Source organism: Thalassotalea sp. G2M2-11 (assembly GCF_017168195.1).
Lineage (GTDB): Bacteria > Pseudomonadota > Gammaproteobacteria > Enterobacterales > Alteromonadaceae > Thalassotalea_E.
The window spans coordinates 109,115-129,218 of record NZ_JADNYL010000001.1; the positions used below are offsets into that span (position 1 = coordinate 109,115).

A 20,104-nucleotide genomic window follows, 5' to 3' on the forward strand; every position below is an offset into this window, starting at 1 on the left:
ACACTAACATTTTTTCATTATAACAAATAACTTATGATTTGTAGATGTCAGTTAAAGACTGAGACTGCGAGGGTTATTGCTCCAGTTGTTTGAGTTTTTGAAACAGGGTACTGGCTTGCGTTCGATTATTAACGGCAAGTTTTTGCAAAATAGCAGACACATGGTTTTTTACCGTGGGTTCTTGAATATGCATTTCATAAGCAATTTGTTTGTTTAATAAGCCATTGGAAATCATATCAAGTACTTTGTATTGAGCCGGTGTCAATTTACTTAACTTTTCTGCAATTTCAGTAGCTTCCGAATTTTCATCTTCCATAATATCAATATTAGCTGGTAGCCAGGTTTCACCATCTAATACCACATCAATGGCATTAGAAATCTCATCTAATCCGGCTGATTTTGGTATATAACCACATGCGCCTAAACTAATGGCTTTATTGATAACATGAGGGTCTTCGGTCGCAGAGACCATGACAATTTGAATATCAGGGTGAGCGTTTCTGATCCGGGTTAAACCAGTAAAGCCGTCATTTCCAGGCATATTGAGATCAAGGAAAATCAGTTCAAGATCGCTATGGTCATTGATCACTTTGAGCAGACTTTCAAATGAGTCTGCTTCGATAATTTGACTATCCGGTAGTGATTTTTTTGCCGCTTGAATTAAAGCAGTACGGAATAACGGATGATCATCTGCAATGGCAATTTTCACGGTTTCAAGGCTCATAGGCAATAATATCCACAGTATTAAACACCAATTAATCACACGTTACTAGGGGCGTACAGCATAATATACTGAAATAGTTGTCCTATTTAGTGCAGCTTCATTGAAGATAAATGTAGAGCAATTGCGCGCTATCGTCTGTGGTACTTAAGTACTATACCGTTTCTAGCATAGCTGCTGCACAATTAATCGATATTCTACATAAGCTTTATCTTCAAATTGGAGCACAAAATGAAAGACATGACAGCCCTGATCACTGGTGCTGGTAGTGGTATTGGATTCGGTATTGCCCAGTCACTAGCCAAGCAGGGGGTTAACCTCATCATTACTGATATCAATCAAGCAGCACTGAGTGAGGCGACCAACACATTATCGAATGATGGTGCATCTGTACAAGGGCTCATTTTAGATGTCACTAACGCGCAGGACGTCGAACAACTGGTGCAGTCATTGGCTAATACTCGGATTGATGTATTGATTAATAATGCCGGCATTCAGCATGTATCACGTTTAGAAGACTTTCCAATGGAGAGCTGGCAGAAAATTGTCGATGTGTTACTAACGGGGCCAGCACGTACTTGCCAAGCGTTACTACCTAAAATGCGTCAGCAAGGCTTTGGCCGTATTATTAATATTGGTTCTATTCACGGCTTAGTCGCATCGCCATTTAAATCGGCTTATGTGTCAGCTAAACACGGCTTAATCGGCTTCTCAAAAGTCATCGCGCTTGAAACTTCCGATACGGATATTACGATTAATACCATTTGTCCGGCATATGTAAAAACGCCATTAGTAGACAAACAAATTGCGGCTCAGGCTGAGCAGCATGGTATCAGTGAAGCACAAGTAATTGATGAAATCATGCTTGCACCTATGCCGAAGAAGGCATTTATTGATATTGAAGAAATTGCCGCGACGGTGAGCTTTTTAGCAAGCCCACAAGCAAAAAACATGACCGGACAAGCCTTGGTATTAGATGGCGGTTGGACAGTAAAATAGGAGAAAACAATGTCAGGCTTTAATAAAGTAGTTACCAGTTATCAAGCTGCAATGGCTGGCCTCACTGATAATATGACAGTGATTGCGGGTGGTTTTGGTTTATGTGGAATTCCAGAAAACTTGATTGAGGAGATTAAACGTAAAGGCACCAAAGGCCTGACGATTGTCTCTAATAACTGTGGTGTTGATGATTTTGGCTTAGGGCGACTGCTCAGCGATCATCAAATTGCTAAAATAGTCGCTTCTTACGTGGGGGAAAATGCCGAATTTGAACGTCAAATGATGAGTGGTGAGCTGGAAGTAGAACTAACGCCACAAGGCACCTTGGCTGAAAAAATGCGGGCAGGCGGTGCGGGTATTCCGGCATTTTATACCGCTACGGGTTATGGCACACCCGTTGGAGAAGGTAAAGAACAACGCTCATTTAACGGACGAGATTATATTTTAGAGGAAAGTATCCGTGGTGATTTTGCCATTGTTAAAGCATGGAAAGCAGATACCTATGGTAATTTGGTTTATCGTAAAACTGCACGGAATTTTAATCCAATGGCAGCAACTGCGGGAAAAATAACCGTCGCTGAAGTAGAAGAAATTGTTGAGCCGGGAATGCTCGATCCCGATCAAATTCACACACCCGGTATATATGTTGACCGTGTGATTCAAGGTACTTTCGAAAAACGTATTGAACAACGCACAGTGCGCGCTAGTTTATAAACAGGGGAGATGTGAAATGGCACTTACAAGAGAACAAATGGCGCAGCGCGTTGCACAAGAATTAGCAGATGGTTATTACGTGAATTTAGGCATTGGTATTCCTACCTTGGTGGCCAATTATGTGCCTGATGATATCGACGTTATGTTGCAATCAGAAAACGGCTTACTTGGCATGGGAGAGTTTCCAACCGAGGAAGAACTCGACGCTGACTTAATTAATGCCGGTAAGCAAACGGTGACAATGGCGACGGGTGCATCTATATTTTCCAGTGCAGAATCGTTTGCCATGATCCGAGGTGGTCATGTTGATTTGACTGTGCTTGGTGCATTCGAGGTGGACGTAAACGGTAATATTGCATCATACATGATCCCAGGTAAGCTCATTAAAGGCATGGGTGGTGCAATGGATTTAGTGGCAGGTGCCGATAATATCATTGTCACTATGACGCACGCGTCAAAACACGGTGAATCTAAGTTATTAAGTAACTGTTCATTGCCGCTGACGGGAAAAAATTGCATTAAAAAAGTACTGACAGATTTAGCTTATTTAGAAATTAAAGAAGGTAAATTTCATTTGTTAGAGTACGCGCCCGGTGTGTCAATTGAACAAATTCAGTCGTTGACTGAAGGTGAGTTAGTGATCAGTGATAACGTGCGTGAAATGAAAATTGCATAATATCATGAGTGAAATCGGCCAATTTGGTGTTTAGTGTCGGTTTCACTGCTCCCTCCCATTTTACGTTATTGCCACCTTGCTAACATCGCAAAGTTTTAACGGCAAGATAACAGACACTAGCCAAGTCAAGGCAGTTAGAATAAGCTAAACTACTAGGATGTGTTTATCTTTGCTGCAAAAATAAATTTGAAAGATAAACACGCCCTAGTAATAACTCAGCTTATGGGAGCATGTTACCTTGTCGATTGAGCAAATATCTCAGCAAATTTCACAATTATCAGATGATGAACAGTCATTACCGCCGGTAGAGTTATGGGATCCTCCCTATTGTGGTGAAATAGATATCTGTATAAAAGCTAATGGTGACTGGTATTACAATGGCAGTATTTTTAAGCGTCAGGCATTAGTTAAATTGTTTGCTTCGGTGTTGAAAAAAGAGCAAGACGATTACTTTTTAGTGACACCGGTGGAGAAGGTAAAAATCACCGTAGAAGATGCGCCCTTACTGATCACACAATGGCAATGGCTTGATAGTGACAAAAGGCAGATGCAATTAATCACCAATTTGGGTGATAGGTTTGTGCTTAACCAAGATCACCCGATGAAGCTCAGTGATGAAGGAACATTATACGTTAACGTGCGCCGAAACCTTTACGCAAAAGTGCATCGGAATGTCTATTACCAGTGGGCAGATTTAGCCACAGAGACTGAGCATAATGACAAGCAAGTGTTAGCATTTACTAGTGCAGGCCAGCAATTTGTCTTAGGGGAGCTTGAATAGCACGACTAAGCCATAGCTCAATAGTCAGTCGTGCCATTGGTTAATTGGATACTTAAATAACCCGCGAAAAGCGTTGTTGATTAATATGTTGTTTCATATAAGCATCAAAGCTCATACAAATAATACGGATCAGTAAACGTGCTTTTTGATCGACAATAATTTCATCTTCATTAATTGTAATGAGCTGATCATCAATAAAGGTATTTAGCAGCGGCAGATCTTCAGCAAAATACTGATCAAAATCGATAGTATATTTCTCACTGATCATGTTTTTATCAAGATATAAATTACACATTAATTCTCTGATCACTTCCCCGCGAATGATGTCATCTCGGGTTAAGCTAATGCCTTTTACTTGCGCATGGCCTTGTTGGTCGATGGCTTTGTAATAAGGCTGTAAATCTTTAATATTTTGACTAAAGCTATTGCCAATAGCACTGATTGAAGACACACCCAAGCCGAGTAAGTCACAGTTACCTTTAGTGGTATAGCCTTGGAAATTACGGTGAAGCGTACCATTTTTCTGTGCTATAGATAATTCATCGTCTGGTTTAGCGAAGTGATCCATGCCGATAAAGTCATAACCAAAACCACATAATGTCTCAATCGCAAGCTTCATTAAGGCAAACTTCTCTTTAACACTTGGCAGCCATTCATCACGTAATTTACGTTGCGCGGCAAAACGACTAGGTAAATGGGCATAGCTAAACAGTGAAATGCGATCAACATCCATCTCGTGCACTTTATTTAAGGTACGGGTAAAGGTTTCAATGGTTTGATGCGGCAAACCATAGATTAAATCAACATTAATGGACTGAAAGCCAACGTGTTTGGCATGAGCGATAAATTGTTCGATAAACTCAGTCGACTGCACACGATTAATGGTTTGTTGAACTTTTTCATCAATATCTTGCACCCCAATACTTAGGCGATTGAAGCCTAAACTATAAAGGTGATCGGCAAGGTCCAATTCAATTTCCCGAGGATCGATTTCAATACTCATTTCAACCTGTTCAGCAAAGTGAAACTTAGACTTTAACAAGGTCACTAGTGTCGTAATTTGCTCGTGAGTTAAGAAACTGGGTGTACCGCCTCCCCAGTGTAACTGTTTAACGGTATAGTCTTTAAATAATGGCGCTCGAGATGCAATTTCTTGAGCCAGAAATTCAAGGTAAGTATCAGCTTTACCACGATGACGGGTGATCACTTTATTACAGCCGCAGTAATAGCATAGTGAATGACAAAAAGGGATATGAACATAGAGTGATAATTCTCTATTTTCCGATGCTTCGATAGCATTAAGTAGCTCGTCATGGCCAAATTTATCGCTAAATTCAAGTGCCGTAGGGTAAGAAGTATATCTTGGCCCGCTGGTGTTGTATTTGTTTAATAATTGGCTATCAAAAAATTGCTCGGTTTGCATGCTTGTTCCTTATCTAAAGTACCTGAGCAGTATAAGATAAGGGAGTTGATTAGTTATTGATCGAGCGCAAGCAAAGTGATTTTTGTCACATTGCTTGGGAATTTTTGTCCAAATTGTTGAAACTTATTCGGCACACTGAACGCATTTAATCGCTGCGGGCTGTACATTTAGCCGTTCAGGTGCAATTGCTTCACCACAGCCTTCACAAATGCCGTAATTTCCTTGTTTAATTTTATTCAAAGCTAATGATAGTTGTTGAATCTCAACTTTAGCTTCAGATTCAAGAGCATTCAGTACTTCGTCATTCTCGCGTTCACCGGCTTGCTCTGACCAGTCAGCATCGCGCCCTTGGGCAAAGTCTTGATGAATTGCTTCAACGCGTTGCTGTAATTCGATGATACGTTCAGTGAATTGTTGCTTTAACTCTTGTGTCATAGCTTGCTCCTACTTCTGCAAGAAGGCAGAACAGAGCAGCTACTGCGATAATGCGCTGATCTTTTCTACCGCATAATTGTGCAAATGATCAACTGCTTGAAAAACTGAAGGTTGTAAACGCGCTTCTATCTTAGTTCGCTCGAGATCGAATTTCATGCGTTCTTGCTTACTAAGCTTTTTACGTGCTTCAAGAATTGGCATATGTTTTATTGCACTATATAACTCAAATATAGCAGGAAATTGCACACTTAGGTCGTTTACCGTCTTTAAAGAGTCCAGCAATACCGCCAGTCGCCAACATCCCTCAGAGATATCACATTGCTCTTCTTTCATCGCTCTGACAATGATCACAACGCTATCTAAGATTTTTTTGTCATGAGTTTTTAATGCTTGCTGTTTTTGCTCGGCTAATTGCTTTTGCTGATTGGTTTGTGCTTTTAGCTGCTTAAGCAGTTTTATTGCATAACTAGCGAGTACTGTAATGATCAGCACACCAATAACGATAAGATAAGGCCAATAATTATCAAACATCTGAGTTTGTTACTCGTAATCAGTTAAATGGTTGTTGTCTAACTTATCCCATAACGCGTCTTCATCAGTGTCGCTCTTTGGTGCTGCTTCTGTGATGTCTTCTTCTTCATCCCAACCTAATTGAGTGGTTAGCCACTGATGACGGTCCATTTTTTCGTTGAAGTAATCAACTTCTTGCTCAGTTAGGGCAATTTCTTGTTCTTGTTTAGCAATTATCGATTGTAGTTGTTGATCGTCTTCAATGGCATAAAGTTCTTGCTTTAATGCTTCACTGTTATCAACCACTTTAATAGGAGCCACTTTGTTTTCCGGCGTTTTAGCGGCTTTAACAGATTTATTCTGCGGTTGAGTAGCTTTGGTTAACACAATTGGCTTTTGGCTGCCGATTCTTGGATCTTTTTTGGATGCAGACGTATCACTAGTTTGCTTTTTGTTACTTGCTTCTAATTGACGAGATCCTGACTTTTTTCCTTTATGTTTTTTTGGTTTTTTATCATGGGAGATGGAAGTCTTATCGTCTTTTTTAGCACTTACGGGGGCAACGCCAGGCTTTCTTGATTTTTTCTTACGTGTCATAGCAGCAAAGTCTTAATATAAATTTTGCTGACTATTTTACGTTACTTTTATCAGAATGGTTAGTGCGATTGCCAGATAAAGCGATTTTTTATTGACCAGAAAAGAAAAACGATGGCTTAGCCATCGTTTGAGGAGAATACAGTGTGGTTATTCCACACAATAATAGTTCCAATTCTTAAATAGTTATCCTAACTAATTAGCACGCTCCCTGTTAGAAGTATTGTTCCTGTTGTAATTATTATCTTCCTGTTTTCTTTTTCTCGGTCATCCTAACGCTTTCTTAAGCTATCCGTATTTCCTGAACTGTTGAATTAGTATTCTTCCGTAAATTTAAGGTAATCATCCTTATTCGAATAAAGTCATATTCAACTCATTGAATATGTATGCTTTCCGTGCAACGACATTCCTTTTTATGTAAATGCTACCGAGTAGCTAGCCAATACTTTACAGCAGTGAGTTTAACAAACAAGTAACAATTGTGATAAAAATAGAGGTTTTTTCATATTTATCATGTAACTAATTGTTAATGCTAAGAATTTAATTTATCTGTTTTGTGTTTTTTAGGGTGAAAAAGTGAATTTAATGGCAAATGTCTTACAAATTGCTAGCAAGTTTTTAGGTAAAATATGCGGTGTTTTTATACGAAAAACTTCGTTTTAATTACAGGCTCAGGCATCTTTTCTGTAAATGGTAAGCGATTGATAATACACAATCGCTTACCTTTAATAGGCCTAATTATTTGTTATTAAGTAGGAGTTGATGATGAAAAACTAAGTGTTGTTCAATAAAGCTACTGATAAAGTAATAACTGTGATCATAACCCGCTACCATATTAAAGGTTAATGGTAAGTTGTTACTTTTAGCCGCTTCAATCAGTGCTTGCGGTTTCAATTCAGTTGTTAAAAATTGATCATCACTCCCTTGGTGCACTAATATTGGTTGTGATTTTGTGGCTTGTTTAGCTAACTCAGAGGCATCAAATGGTGCCCACATATTTTTATCTTCGCCTAAATACTGACTCAATGCTTTTTGCCCCCAAGGACAATCGATAGGATGGCAGATTGGACTGAATGCTGAGATTGACGCGTAAAATTCAGGGTTGCGTAGCCCGAGTACGAGTGCGCCATGGCCACCCATTGAATGACCGCTTATGGCGCGTTGTTGTGTGACCGGAAAATGTTGCTCAACTAAGGTGGGTAATTCGTGCCGAATATAATCATACATCTGATAATGTTGTTGCCAAGGAGCTTGTGTGGCATTGACATAAAAACCAGCACCTAAGCCAAAATCATAGGCTGCATTTTCATCATCTGGCACATTGTCACCTCGTGGGCTGGTATCGGGCGCTACAATTGCCATACCCAGTTGCTCCGCCATTTTTAATGCCCCTGCTTTTTGCATAAAATTTTCGTCGGTGCAGGTTAAGCCAGATAACCAATAAAGTACCGGTACCTTATTGGTTTGACTGGCTGAAGAGGGCAAGAAAATGGAAAAGCGCATGGTGCAGTTAACGGTATTTGCCTGATGGCTGCATTGCTGCAACCATCCGTCAAAGACTTTGTGTTTATTGAGTACTTGATAGGTCATGGTCTATCCAATGGTGTTAATAATGAATAACAGAGCGAATACTTTTACCTTGATGCATGAGCTCGAAGGCTTCATTAATATCATCAAGCTTCATGGTATGGGTGATAAAGTCTTGTAGTTTAAATTCACCATTTAAATAACGCTCAACATATTCAGGTAATTCACTGCGCCCTTTAACACCGCCAAATGCAGTGCCTCGCCATACTCGACCAGTGACTAATTGAAATGGTCTGGTGGAAATTTCCTGACCAGCGCCAGCGACACCAATGATGATAGATTCACCCCAGCCTTTATGGCAGCACTCTAGCGCTGAGCGCATTACATCAACATTACCAATACATTCAAAAGAGTAATCAACGCCACCATCGGTTAATTCAACAATATACTCTTGAATGGGCTGGTCGATATTTTTTGGGTTAATACAGTCAGTTGCGCCGAGCTGTTTTGCTAATTCAAATTTACTCTCATTGATATCAATGGCAATAATACGCTTAGCTTGTGCCATTTTAGCGCCGATCACCGCAGATAGACCGATACCACCTAAACCAAAGATGGCCACAGTTGCACCCGCTTCAACTTTTGCAGTATTCATTACAGCGCCCATGCCGGTTGTGACACCACAGCCTAATAAGCAGACTTCTTCTAATGGCGCTTGAGGATTAACTTTTGCCAGTGATATTTCAGGCAATACTGTGTATTCAGAAAAGGTAGAGCAGCCCATATAGTGGTAAATAGGCTTGCCATTTTGATAAAAGCGGGTAGTGCCATCAGGCATTAAGCCTTTACCTTGTGTTTCTCTGATTTTCTGACAAAGATTGGTTTTACCCGACAAGCAAAACTTACATTCACCACACTCTGGCGTATACAAAGGGATCACATGGTCGCCAACGCTAACACTGGTAACGCCTTCGCCTACTTGTTCAACGATTCCGCCACCTTCATGACCAAGAATTGCTGGGAATATGCCTTCGGGATCTTCCCCTGAGAGGGTAAATGCATCGGTATGGCAAACCCCTGAGGCAACAATTTTGACTAACACTTCACCCGCTTTAGGTAACATTACGTCGACTTCTTCAACACTTAGCGGTTGATTAGGACCCCAAGCGATTGCTGCTCGAGATTTGATAAATTGTTCACTCATAATGATGCTCTTATTATTGATTTAATCTAAGCAGCAATTATGAACCTATCTGAATAAATTACCAATGGCTGAAAGAGAAAATTAAAAAAGAAAAGGTGGCCATTTGGCCACCTTGGAGATGATAAACAGACTACTTTGTGGTGAGTCCGCGACGTTCTAATAATGGTGCTACGTCAGGATCTTGCCCCCTAAATTTACGATACATCACGGCAGGATCTTCCATGCCGCCTGGCTCTAAGACATATTTACGATAGGCTTGTGCGGTTTCTTGGTCGAAAATACCATTTTCTTTAAAGGCTAACCAAGTATCAGCATCATAAATATTTGACCAAATATAGCCATAATAACCTGCGGCATAACCGCCGGCGAAAATATGTGAGTAGTAACCCGTTCGGTAGCGAGGTGCGATTTCATCAATTAAGCCAATTTCTTTCATTACCTTGCGCTCAAACGCATTGGTATCTTGTAGTTCGGCGGTTTGTAATGAATGCCAGCTCATATCAAGTAAAGCTGCCGCTAGATATTCTGTGGTAGCAAACCCTTGATTGAACTTGCCTGATGCTTGAATTTTTTCAACTAGTGCTTGTGGGATCACCTCACCTGTTTGGTAATGCTTGGCAAAATTAGCCAGTACTTCTGGCTCTGTCATCCAGTTTTCCATGACTTGTGAAGGATATTCAACGTAATCTCTAGGTAACGCCGTACCGGTTTGCGAACGGTAATAGCCGTCTGATAACAAGCCTTGAATCGCGTGGCCAAATTCATGGAATAACGTTGAGGCTTGCGAGAAGGTTAATAGTGTGGGTTGATCTCCGATCGGACGCGGATAATTGAGGACGTTATAAATAATAGGGGTAACTTCTTCGCCATACATGCGATATTGCTTACGGAAGCTACTCATCCATGCACCGCCGCGCTTACTTTCTCGAACAAAGTGGTCAGTCATATAAATACCAACGAATGAACTATCTTTATCAAATACTTCAAAGGTTCTCACATCTTCATGGTATTTAGGTAGATCAAAGCGTTCTTTAAAAGTAACACCCCAGAGTTTTTCTGCGGTGTAAAACACGCCTTGTAAGGTAGATTCTAAGGAAAAATAAGGCTTAGTTTGGCTTTCATCAATGTCGTAACGAGCTTTACGAATTTTTTCTGCATAATACCACCAATCCCATGCGGCAACTTTGAACTCGCCGCCTTCGGCATCGATCATTTTTTGCATGTCATCGCGTTCTTCTTGTGCTTTGCTAAGTGCTGCCGGCCATACCTGATCAAGCAGCTTAAATACGTTCTCTGGTGTTTTTGCGGTTGCTCTTTCTAAGACAAAATCAGCATAGGTTTTATAGCCTAACAGCTGTGCTTTTTGAAAACGTAAGCTGGCCATTTTAGCGGCAATTGCTTGATTGTTATTGGCGTTATCATTGTCGCCACGCATGATATAACCTTTGTAGATTTTCTCACGCAGTGAACGGTTTGTTGAATAGGTTAAAAACGGGTTTTTACTAGGACGATGTGTAGTAAATACCCACTTACCTTTATGGCCTCTCTCTTGTGCAGTAGTGGCGGCCGCAGCAATAATATCATCAGGCAAGCCAGCAAGATCGGCAGGGTTATCGATGACCATTTCAAAACTATTGGTCTCGTTGAGTAGGTTTTCACCAAACTTAAGGCTTAAAGAACTGAGCTGGCTGTTTAAATCACGTAAAGTTTGTTTGTCAGCCTCATTTAAATTTGCACCGCCACGCACAAAGCCTTTATAGGTTTTCTCAAGTAGTGTTTTTTGGTCGGTGCGCAGGTTCAGTGAATCTTTTTGTTGGTAAACACTTTTAACGCGAGCAAATAATTTGTCATTCAATGCAATATCGTCACGCAGCGCTGATAGCATTGGAGATACTTTTTTCGAAATAGCACGCATTTTTTTGTCTGACATAGAGCCAGTTAAACCATAAAACACATTGGTGACGTTATCTAAAAAGTCGCCAGATTTTTCCATGGCTTCAATGGTGTTCTCAAATGTTGCTTCGGCTGTATTGTTAGCAATTTGCTCAATTTCTTGTTTATTTTCTGCAATGCCGTGTTCGAATGCGGGTAAATAATGAGATTTTTTGATATTGGCAAAATCAGGCATACCGTAAGGGGTATCAAATGGCGCAAAAAAAGGATTACCTTGTGTGGCCGTTTGTACACTTTCTGTTGTTGTCGTGTGTTGTATGTCGCTAGATTGACAGCCAATTGTTGCCAAGCTAATTGCTAGGGCAATCGGCGCGTATAAATGTTTGTTCATAGTTGTACCAATTTGTGTGATGAATTTGTTTATTATTATGTATTCGTATTTAACTTAATGGCCTTAAATTGCAAAGTCACAATAAGCGTTTAACTGGGATTCTAAACAGGGAAAGGTGGAACAACAACAATAATAGTGGGATTTATTGATTCATCTCTACAATATTTGATCGTGGCAATGAAAGCTCGATGTGGAAAGGATGCAGTAACTTCTCTAGCAGTTTAGCCAGAGAATTAAATTATCACTGCCAATAATCTAACAATAGTTTGTGCACTGAGTTTATTATGAAGCGTCTGGTAGTTTCTTAAAATATGAAATTTTTGCAAGAAAATGACTTACTATGGCGGGGGTAAACACTACTAGTAAGGTGTCTTTTATCATCACAGCTAATGGCCAACCACTTTCTACTTCAAATGTTGAAATAAGCAAAATGCTTGATAGACCCACTATCAAACCGACGAGAAAAAACTTTTGTTTGAAATGATAAGAAATTAAAATACTGACCAGTATTGCCGCTAGGATGGTTGCTAGCAAATGACCGATACTTAATAATCCATAGAGTTCAAATCCAGCCTTGCCTTCTAGGGGTAAAACCTCTAAGAAAAACCCGCTAAACTCAGCAAGTAAATAAGCGTGAACAAATAAATAAACGATTGAGCAAATAACAAGATACAAAGTGTTTTTAAGTATTTCCATTTTGAATGTCCTTCCATGTTAATAACACAACTTTGAAATAGATCGTAGTTATCCTGAGTACACAGTAAAAACTACTTATATAGATAGGTAAAACTTATTTTGTAAGCGCTTCCAGTTTGCGGGTGAATAAATAGATTGTCAAATCTTTCATTTTGGTTATTTCAACTCAGCAGGAAAGAGATTGTTCGCCGATAAACAATTTCACATGTTTATTTATGTATTGCTAGAAGCGTGAAATTACTCAGCTAATAAATAGTTAAGAAAGGTTTGAGGAAGTAGAAGAATGGGGTGGCTAATGGGACTTGAACCCACGACAACCGGAATCACAATCCGGGGCTCTACCAACTGAGCTATAGCCACCACTGATATTACTTAAGGCGCCTCTTATTAAGGCGCGTGGATTGTATTGTATTTTTAGGCTGCTTGACAAGCAAAATTTACCCTTTTGATTATCTTTATCTGCTTTTTAGCTATGCAGTACCAATCCCTTTGACTGTAAATTAGTCAGTTGGTGAAAAAACGGCACAGGATAAAATAGTTACACTAGAGCATGTTGATCTTTACTGTTTAATTTTTGTTCGAGATAAAAGCGTTGTAAACGTTACTTTAATACTTGCGATTATTTACAGCCTGTATACAATAACAGTAATGCTGTGCAAACTTACAGGAAGTGCCAAATGTCTGATTTACGTCCATTAACGCCGCGTCAACAGCAAATCTTTGATCTGATCAAAGAAAAAATTGCTGAAACGGGGATGCCACCTACAAGAGCAGAAATAGCTGAATTTTTTGGTTTTAAATCCGCTAATGCTGCTGAAGAACACTTAAAAGCCCTTGCTAAAAAAGGGTATATTGAAATGTTAGCGGGAACTTCACGTGGCATTCGTTTAGCCGAAGAGGCGATTGAAGAACAAGGACTCCCTTTAATAGGGCGAGTTGCTGCTGGTGAGCCGATATTAGCCCAAGAGCATGTTGAAGATAGATACCAAATTGATGGTAATTTATTTCATCCCGTTGCGGATTATCTCTTGAGAGTTAATGGTGAAAGTATGAAAAATATTGGCATACTTGATGGTGATTTATTGGCTGTGCATCAAACAACCGATATCCAAAATGGTCAAGTCATTGTTGCCCGTGTTGAGGACGATGTCACAGTAAAGCGCTTTAAACGTGAAGGTAATATTGTTTACTTACATGCCGAAAATGACGACTTTGCTCCAATTAAAGTGGATTTAACTACTCAGCATTTTAATGTGGAAGGTCTTGCTGTAGGGGTTATTCGTAACGCAGATTGGATGTAAATTGCACAGTTCAATTTCTTTAGACTTTCAACAAGGTGATTGTTGAAAGTCTCTCATTTCTCTATTTGGTTAAAAAACCAACAGCTAATTCTTATATTCCTAAGAATAATTATCATTTCCTCGGTTTATCTTTCATAGTTAACTTTAACTTGCTCGATAAATAATCAATGTTTTTTGTGACATATGTCACTTTTTTAGAGCTGTTGCTCAATATTTAAACATCTGCTATAGCCCTTTTAAAATGGGCGATTTTATTTTTTAGAGTCCTTACTCTATTGTTATTATTGGTTTTTTTATCAAATATGTCATAAATTATAAATTGACCTAGATCAATATTTAAGTAATTCTAGAGTAGAAAGTGAACAAAATAGAATAATAAGGTCAGTTTTTGACTGATGAAAAAATCGTCAGAAAAATAATAAAATAAATTCGCAAAAACGTATGTGATCAATGCAGTGGTTATGTGTTTTACAAGTTTTTGCACTTAAAGGGTGGAGGAGATGTCGAGTGAGTAGACGTAACCTAAGTTGGCTATTATTAGGGATGATTCTTCCTAATATAGCTTGGGCAGAAACGCAGCTAAACCTTACCAAGGGTGTGACAGAAATAAGTAACGAAGTATATGGATTACATATGTTTGTGCTTTATATTTGTACCGCCATTGGCATTGTCGTTTTTGGCGCGATGATTTGGTCGATGATATTCCATCGCAAATCAAAAGGGGCAAAGGCGGCAACATTTCATGAAAGCACTAAGGTCGAAATCATTTGGACCGTGATACCCATTCTCATTTTAATTGCCATGGCAGCACCAGCAACAAAAACACTGATCGCCATGGAGAATAATGAAGATTCTGATTTAACCATTCAAATCACGGGTTCTCAATGGAAGTGGCATTATAAGTATTTTGATCATGACATTGAGTTCTATTCGGTATTATCTACACCGCGTGAACAATATGAAAACCAGCAAGGAACTAAAACCGATAAAGGGGAACATTACCTTTTAGAAGTTGATAAACCACTGGTGATCCCTGCTAACAAAAAAGTACGCTTTTTGATGACCTCAGATGATGTTATTCATTCATGGTGGGTGCCTGCTTTTGCCGTCAAGCAAGATGCTAACCCAGGGTTTATTAATGAAGCATGGACCAATGTGCCGACACCGGGTATTTATCGCGGTCAGTGTGCTGAATTATGTGGTAAAGATCATGGTTTTATGCCAGTCGTTGTTGAAGTTAAGTCTGAAGCTGACTTTGACAAATGGCTTGCTGAGCAAGCTCAGTTGATTGCTGATGCAAAAGCAGCAGAAGCGGCTTCTTTAAATGCATCGCTATCAATGGATGAGTTAATGCAGTTAGGTGAAACAACGTATACCGCACACTGTGCCGCTTGTCATCAACCAACAGGTTTAGGTTTGCCGCCGGCATTCCCTGCATTGAAAGACAGTCCAGTGACAACTTCTGGTAGTGTTGAAGAACATATTAACATAGTGGTTAATGGGCGTTCGGGCACTGGTATGCAAGGCTATGGCAAGCAGTTGAGCTTGAAAGAAATCGCTGCTGTTGTCACTTATGAGCGCAATGCTTGGGGTAATAATACTGGTGATGCGGTACAAGCAGCCGATGTACAGGCGATATCTGGCGGTGGGGCTGTACAATCTGCGGTTTCCGAAGCTAAAAAAGTGGTAGAAGATGCGGTTGATAAAGTTTCTGAGACTATTTCAAAAGCAATGCCAGAAGAAGATATCAATAAACAATACTCGCTTGAAGAAATGATGACCAAAGGTGAGCAAGTTTACAACACAGCTTGTGTGGCTTGTCATCAATCTACAGGGGCTGGTTTACCGCCGGCATTCCCACCACTAAAAGGCAGTGCGATTGCCACTGGAGATATCAGTGCGCACATTGATATGGTGGTGAATGGCAGTAAGAAAAATCCAGCAATGGCACCATTTGGTGGCCAATTATCTAACACTGACATTGCCGCGGTGATTACCTTTGAGCGAAATGCTTGGGGTAATGATACCGGTGATGTTGTCCAACCCGCAGACGTTGCTGCTGCAAGTGCTAAGTAGGGAGGCAGAATAATGACTACAGAAGCTATTCACGACTCGCATGAGCACGATGATCATCACGATCATAAAATGACGGGTATTAAACGTTGGTTATATACCACTAACCATAAAGACATTGGTACTTTATACCTTTGGTTTGCATTTATCATGTTGTTGGTTGGTGGTGCGTTAGCCATGGGCATTCGCGCTGAATTATTTCAGCCGGGTTTGCAGTTAATGGAGCCAGATTTTTTCAATCAGCTCACCACAGTGCATGGTTTGATCATGGTGTTTGGCGCAATCATGCCAGCCTTTACCGGTTTTGCTAACTGGATGATCCCAATGATGATAGGCGCGCCGGATATGGCATTGCCTCGCATGAATAACTGGAGCTTTTGGATACTGCCTTTTGCGTTTGCTATCTTATTGTCTTCATTCTTTATGGATTCAGGCGCCCCAAACTTTGGTTGGACGTTCTACGCACCATTATCTAGTACCTATTCAAATGGTAGCACCGCGTTTTTTGTATTTGCTGTACATATTATGGGTGTATCGTCAATTATGGGGGCGATTAACGTTATCGTGACCATCATGAATATGCGTGCTCCTGGTATGACCTATATGAAAATGCCACTGTTTGTGTGGACATTTTTCATTACTGCGTATTTATTGATTGCCGTTATGCCAGTGTTGGCGGGTGTAGTAACCATGCTACTGACTGATACCTACTTTGGCACCAGTTTCTTTGATGCCGCTGGTGGTGGCGATCCGGTCATGTTCCAGCATATTTTCTGGTTCTTTGGTCACCCAGAAGTTTACATCATGATCTTACCTGCATTCGGTATTGTATCGACAATTATTCCAGCATTTGCACGTAAGAGACTGTTTGGTTATAGCTCAATGGTGTATGCGACCGCATCGATCGCGTTCCTTTCTTTTATTGTTTGGGCGCATCATATGTTTACCACCGGTATGCCATTATTCGGTGAATTATTCTTTATGTATTGCACCATGCTGATTGCGGTGCCAACAGGGGTTAAGGTCTTTAACTGGGTAGCGACAATGTGGCGTGGTTCAATGTCATTTGAAGTGCCTATGCTGTTTTCCATTGCCTTTGTTATCTTATTTACCATCGGCGGCTTTTCAGGCTTGATGTTGGCAATGACGCCGATTGATTTCCAATACCATGATACTTATTTTGTGGTGGCGCACTTCCATTATGTGCTAGTAACGGGTTCATTATTCTCGATTTTTGCGGGTACCTATTACTGGCTACCAAAATGGACCGGCAATATGTACAGCGATAAATTAAGTAAAGCGCATTTTTGGTGCTCACTGATTTCAGTGAACTTGCTGTTCTTCCCGATGCACTTTTTAGGTCTAGCGGGTATGCCACGTCGTATCCCAGACTATGCATTACAATTTGCTGATTTTAATATGTGGGTCAGTATTGGTGGTTTTGCCTTTGGCTTATCACAGCTAATTTTCTTAGCCGTGGTGATCAAATGTATTAAGGGTGGCGAGAAAGCAGAAGCTAAGCCTTGGGATGGTGCCGAAGGATTAGAATGGACAGTGCCTAGCCCTGCACCATACCACACGTTTGAAACACCACCGAAAATAGATTAACAGGTAAACGTTTATGAGTATTGAGCAACAACCAACGCCAGAAAATAACAAGGTAAATACAGCTAACACCGTGAAAAAATTGGTCTTAGTGGTCTTTGCAATGTTTGGCTTTGGTTTTGCTTTAGTACCCTTATACGACGTGTTTTGTGATATCACTGGCTTGAACGGGAAAACATCGACGACAGCTGCCAATGTCAATGAAGCAGGTATTGATGAAAGTCGTACCATTACGGTGCAGTTTATCAGCCGTACCGCTAAAGGCATTCCTTGGCAGTTTGAGCCGATGGTTAATGAAATAAAAGTTCATCCCGGTGAAATGAAATTAGTGAAGTTTTATGCAAAAAATGAATCGCCTAACGCTATTGTAGGTCAAGCTGTACCGTCGGTTTCACCTGGGCAAGCAGCGGTTTATTTTCAAAAAATAGAGTGTTTTTGTTTCAACTCACAACCATTAAAAGCACAAGAAGATGTTGAGATGGCATTACAGTTTTATGTTGATACTGAATTGCCTGAAGAAGTGACGACGATTACCTTGTCTTATACTTTATACGACATCACTAGTTCGGTTGAAACATAGGCGTTAGCGCTTTAAACACAGGGGAATAGTTATGACAACAAAAAAATATGAAACATATTATGTACCCGCGCAAAGCCATTGGCCGATTGTCGGGGCTGTGGCTTTGTTCTTAATAGCCGTTGGGGCAGCTAATTATGTTACCGATATTAAAAATGCCGAATCAGGATTTGGTGGTTACATTTTAATAGCCGGCATCGCTTTAGTGATTTATATGATGTTTGGCTGGTTTAATAATGTGATTAACGAGTCAATGTCGGGTAAATATAGCCACCAAATGGATAATTCATTCCGTCAAGGGATGAGTTGGTTCATCTTTTCGGAGGTGATGTTTTTTGCGGCATTTTTCGGTGCCTTATTATATGCCAGAACCTTTGCCGTACCATGGTTAGGTGGTGATGGTAATAATGCCATGACTGGACAAGTGTTATGGCCTGAATTTACCGCGCAATGGCCATTAATTAAAACGCCAGATGGCACAGAAACAACAGGCATGGGCTGGTATGGTTTACCGCTGATCAATACTATTTTGCTGTTAACATCATCAGTGACCGCGCATTTTGCTCATGTTGCTTTAGAGCAAGAGAAACGTGGCTTACTTAAGTTCTGGTTAGGTTTAACTGTGGCATTAGGTTTGGCGTTCTTATATTGCCAAGGTTTAGAGTATGCTCATGGTTATGCCGATGAAATGAAGTTGTATTTAACCAGTGGTATTTATGGCAATACTTTTTATATGTTAACTGGCTTTCACGGCATGCATGTGACCTTAGGGACCATCATGTTAATTGTGATGTTAATTCGGGTGTTTAAAGGTCATTTTACCCCGAAAAATCACTTTGCTTTCCAAGCGGCTAGTTGGTATTGGCACTTTGTTGATGTGGTTTGGGTCATGTTGTTTGTCTTTGTCTACATCTTATAACGGGAAAAGACTGTGGCTTAATGGAAGTATTCAGCTGAATACTTCCATTAAATGTTAAGCTGGTAGCCTATTAAAATGGGCGTGGATTTGGGGTAATTACCCCAGTTAATATACCAAGTAACAGTAAGATAACAATGACGACAGAGGTCATCACTCGTCGACCGATAAACTTAGTCATGCTCGGTTTGTTTGGGTCATTCTTGTTCATTAATGTGAGCGCTTTAAATAAGTTGTAGATCATAAATATTAATAAACCAATAATAATGATTTTGATGATCACATTACCCTCGCTATAAGTGTTAATTAGTAGTTTTATATGCAGTTAGAACACATACAAGCTTATTTTCGCCAACTTAATTGGCTACTGATTATCATTACTTTGCTTGTCTTTAGTGGATTAATCAAGCTTGGCTTATGGCAAACAACTCGTGCGCTAGAAAAAGAACAGCGTTTAGCTAGAATTAGCGCATATCAAACACAACAAGCATTAAGTCTTGCTCAATTACAACAACTCAATCAAACCGAACAAGAGATTAATGATGTTCCCATATCGGCTAAAGGCAGATTTGATACAGAACATCTGCTATTACTCGACAATCAAACCAATAATGGCCGTTTAGGCTATCGGGTACTACAGATATTACATACCAATAATGGCAATGTGCTGGTGAATTTAGGTTGGGTACAAGGATTCATTGATCGCGATAAATTGCCACAAGTTAAGCCGATAAGTGGTGAGCATAAGGTGCGCGGCAATATTCGAATTATTGAACAGGGCATAGTGTTATCCGAGCAAGACTATGAGCAAGTGACATGGCCGCTTCGCATTCAACAGATTGAATTAGATAAAATTTCACAACTAATAGGGCAAAAGTTATTGCCCTTTGTCATTTACTTAGATACAAATGAACAGCTTGGGTTTGAAAAAAATTGGCGTCCGATTGTGATGCCTCCAGAAAAACATCGTGCTTACGCTTTTCAGTGGTTTTCGCTTGCTGGTGCATGGTTGATATTAATGCTCAGTGCAAGCGTATGGTTTTATCGAAATCAAGACACATAATAACA

The 20,104-nt window shown here is 40.1% G+C and carries 20 protein-coding genes and 1 tRNA gene; 10 read left to right on the top strand and 11 right to left on the bottom strand.

Translation table 11 applies throughout. The annotated features are described in order from the left end of the window. Positions 1-73: 73 nt before the first annotated feature. Positions 74-724 (bottom strand): response regulator transcription factor, encoded by a 651-nt coding sequence (locus IV514_RS00470; RefSeq protein WP_206482959.1) that lies wholly within the window; start codon positions 722-724, stop codon positions 74-76. 228 nt (positions 725-952) lie between these two features. Here IV514_RS00470 and IV514_RS00475 point away from each other — a divergent pair, with 228 nt between their 5' ends. The 4 genes from IV514_RS00475 to IV514_RS00490 all read left to right on the top strand — a co-directional run bounded on the left by IV514_RS00475 (position 953) and on the right by IV514_RS00490 (position 3,891). Next, positions 953-1,720 carry a 3-hydroxybutyrate dehydrogenase gene (locus IV514_RS00475; protein ID WP_206482960.1) on the top strand — a complete coding sequence of 256 codons (768 nt, stop codon included), beginning with the start codon at positions 953-955 and terminating at the stop codon, positions 1,718-1,720. Between the two features lie 9 nt (positions 1,721-1,729). Continuing rightward, a complete protein-coding gene (locus IV514_RS00480; RefSeq protein ID WP_206482961.1) occupies positions 1,730-2,434 on the top strand; it encodes a CoA transferase subunit A in 705 nt (234 codons plus the stop codon). A gap of 16 nt (positions 2,435-2,450) precedes the next feature. Beyond that, entirely contained in the window at positions 2,451-3,110 is a 660-nt protein-coding gene (locus IV514_RS00485) for a CoA transferase subunit B (protein ID WP_206482962.1), read from the top strand. A gap of 238 nt (positions 3,111-3,348) precedes the next feature. Further along, complete coding sequence (locus IV514_RS00490; protein ID WP_206482963.1) at positions 3,349-3,891, top strand: DUF1285 domain-containing protein; 543 nt, start codon at positions 3,349-3,351, stop codon at positions 3,889-3,891. A 52-nt stretch (positions 3,892-3,943) separates the two neighbouring features. Here the strand turns inward: IV514_RS00490 and hemN are convergent, their stop codons facing one another. From hemN to IV514_RS00535, 9 genes are all read right to left on the bottom strand, one after another. Next, the gene (hemN, locus tag IV514_RS00495; RefSeq protein WP_206482964.1) at positions 3,944-5,314 is read right to left on the bottom strand and encodes an oxygen-independent coproporphyrinogen III oxidase; all 1,371 of its coding nucleotides are present in this window, start codon (positions 5,312-5,314) and stop codon (positions 3,944-3,946) included. Positions 5,315-5,437: 123 nt separating this feature from the next. Continuing rightward, positions 5,438-5,749, bottom strand: coding sequence for a TraR/DksA C4-type zinc finger protein (locus tag IV514_RS00500; RefSeq protein WP_206482965.1), 312 nt, complete (start codon positions 5,747-5,749; stop codon positions 5,438-5,440). 39 nt (positions 5,750-5,788) lie between these two features. Next, entirely contained in the window at positions 5,789-6,280 is a 492-nt protein-coding gene (locus IV514_RS00505; RefSeq protein ID WP_206482966.1) for a DUF2489 domain-containing protein, read from the bottom strand. A 9-nt stretch (positions 6,281-6,289) separates the two neighbouring features. Further along, positions 6,290-6,856: a Der GTPase-activating protein YihI gene (gene yihI, locus IV514_RS00510; protein WP_206482967.1), complete on the bottom strand. Its 567-nt coding sequence runs from the start codon at positions 6,854-6,856 to the stop codon at positions 6,290-6,292. Between the two features lie 735 nt (positions 6,857-7,591). Beyond that, complete coding sequence (gene fghA / locus IV514_RS00515) at positions 7,592-8,443, bottom strand: S-formylglutathione hydrolase (RefSeq protein ID WP_206482968.1); 852 nt, start codon at positions 8,441-8,443, stop codon at positions 7,592-7,594. Between the two features lie 16 nt (positions 8,444-8,459). Next, positions 8,460-9,584: an S-(hydroxymethyl)glutathione dehydrogenase/class III alcohol dehydrogenase gene (locus tag IV514_RS00520; RefSeq protein ID WP_241242125.1), complete on the bottom strand. Its 1,125-nt coding sequence runs from the start codon at positions 9,582-9,584 to the stop codon at positions 8,460-8,462. A gap of 130 nt (positions 9,585-9,714) precedes the next feature. Next, positions 9,715-11,868, bottom strand: a complete 2,154-nt coding sequence (locus IV514_RS00525; protein WP_206482969.1) for a M3 family metallopeptidase — start codon at positions 11,866-11,868, stop codon at positions 9,715-9,717. A 282-nt stretch (positions 11,869-12,150) separates the two neighbouring features. Beyond that, positions 12,151-12,564 (bottom strand): hypothetical protein, encoded by a 414-nt coding sequence (locus IV514_RS00530; RefSeq protein ID WP_206482970.1) that lies wholly within the window; start codon positions 12,562-12,564, stop codon positions 12,151-12,153. A gap of 284 nt (positions 12,565-12,848) precedes the next feature. Then, a tRNA-His gene (locus IV514_RS00535) sits at positions 12,849-12,924 on the bottom strand. Between the two features lie 317 nt (positions 12,925-13,241). On the opposite strand from IV514_RS00535, the gene lexA reads away from it, so the two are divergent. The 5 genes from lexA to IV514_RS00560 all read left to right on the top strand — a co-directional run bounded on the left by lexA (position 13,242) and on the right by IV514_RS00560 (position 19,039). After that, a complete protein-coding gene (lexA, locus tag IV514_RS00540) occupies positions 13,242-13,865 on the top strand; it encodes a transcriptional repressor LexA (protein WP_206482971.1) in 624 nt (207 codons plus the stop codon). Positions 13,866-14,408: 543 nt separating this feature from the next. Then, positions 14,409-15,941, top strand: coding sequence for a cytochrome c oxidase subunit II (coxB, locus tag IV514_RS00545; RefSeq protein WP_241242185.1), 1,533 nt, complete (start codon positions 14,409-14,411; stop codon positions 15,939-15,941). 12 nt (positions 15,942-15,953) lie between these two features. After that, positions 15,954-17,546, top strand: coding sequence for a cytochrome c oxidase subunit I (gene ctaD, locus IV514_RS00550; RefSeq protein WP_206482973.1), 1,593 nt, complete (start codon positions 15,954-15,956; stop codon positions 17,544-17,546). Between the two features lie 13 nt (positions 17,547-17,559). Continuing rightward, positions 17,560-18,123 (top strand): cytochrome c oxidase assembly protein, encoded by a 564-nt coding sequence (locus tag IV514_RS00555; protein WP_206482974.1) that lies wholly within the window; start codon positions 17,560-17,562, stop codon positions 18,121-18,123. A 31-nt stretch (positions 18,124-18,154) separates the two neighbouring features. Then, positions 18,155-19,039, top strand: coding sequence for a cytochrome c oxidase subunit 3 (locus IV514_RS00560; protein ID WP_206482975.1), 885 nt, complete (start codon positions 18,155-18,157; stop codon positions 19,037-19,039). 70 nt (positions 19,040-19,109) lie between these two features. Here the strand turns inward: IV514_RS00560 and IV514_RS00565 are convergent, their stop codons facing one another. Next, the gene (locus IV514_RS00565) at positions 19,110-19,319 is read right to left on the bottom strand and encodes a DUF2909 family protein (RefSeq protein WP_206482976.1); all 210 of its coding nucleotides are present in this window, start codon (positions 19,317-19,319) and stop codon (positions 19,110-19,112) included. Positions 19,320-19,355: 36 nt separating this feature from the next. Here IV514_RS00565 and IV514_RS00570 point away from each other — a divergent pair, with 36 nt between their 5' ends. Next, positions 19,356-20,099 (top strand): SURF1 family protein, encoded by a 744-nt coding sequence (locus tag IV514_RS00570; RefSeq protein WP_206482977.1) that lies wholly within the window; start codon positions 19,356-19,358, stop codon positions 20,097-20,099. Positions 20,100-20,104 lie beyond the last annotated feature (5 nt).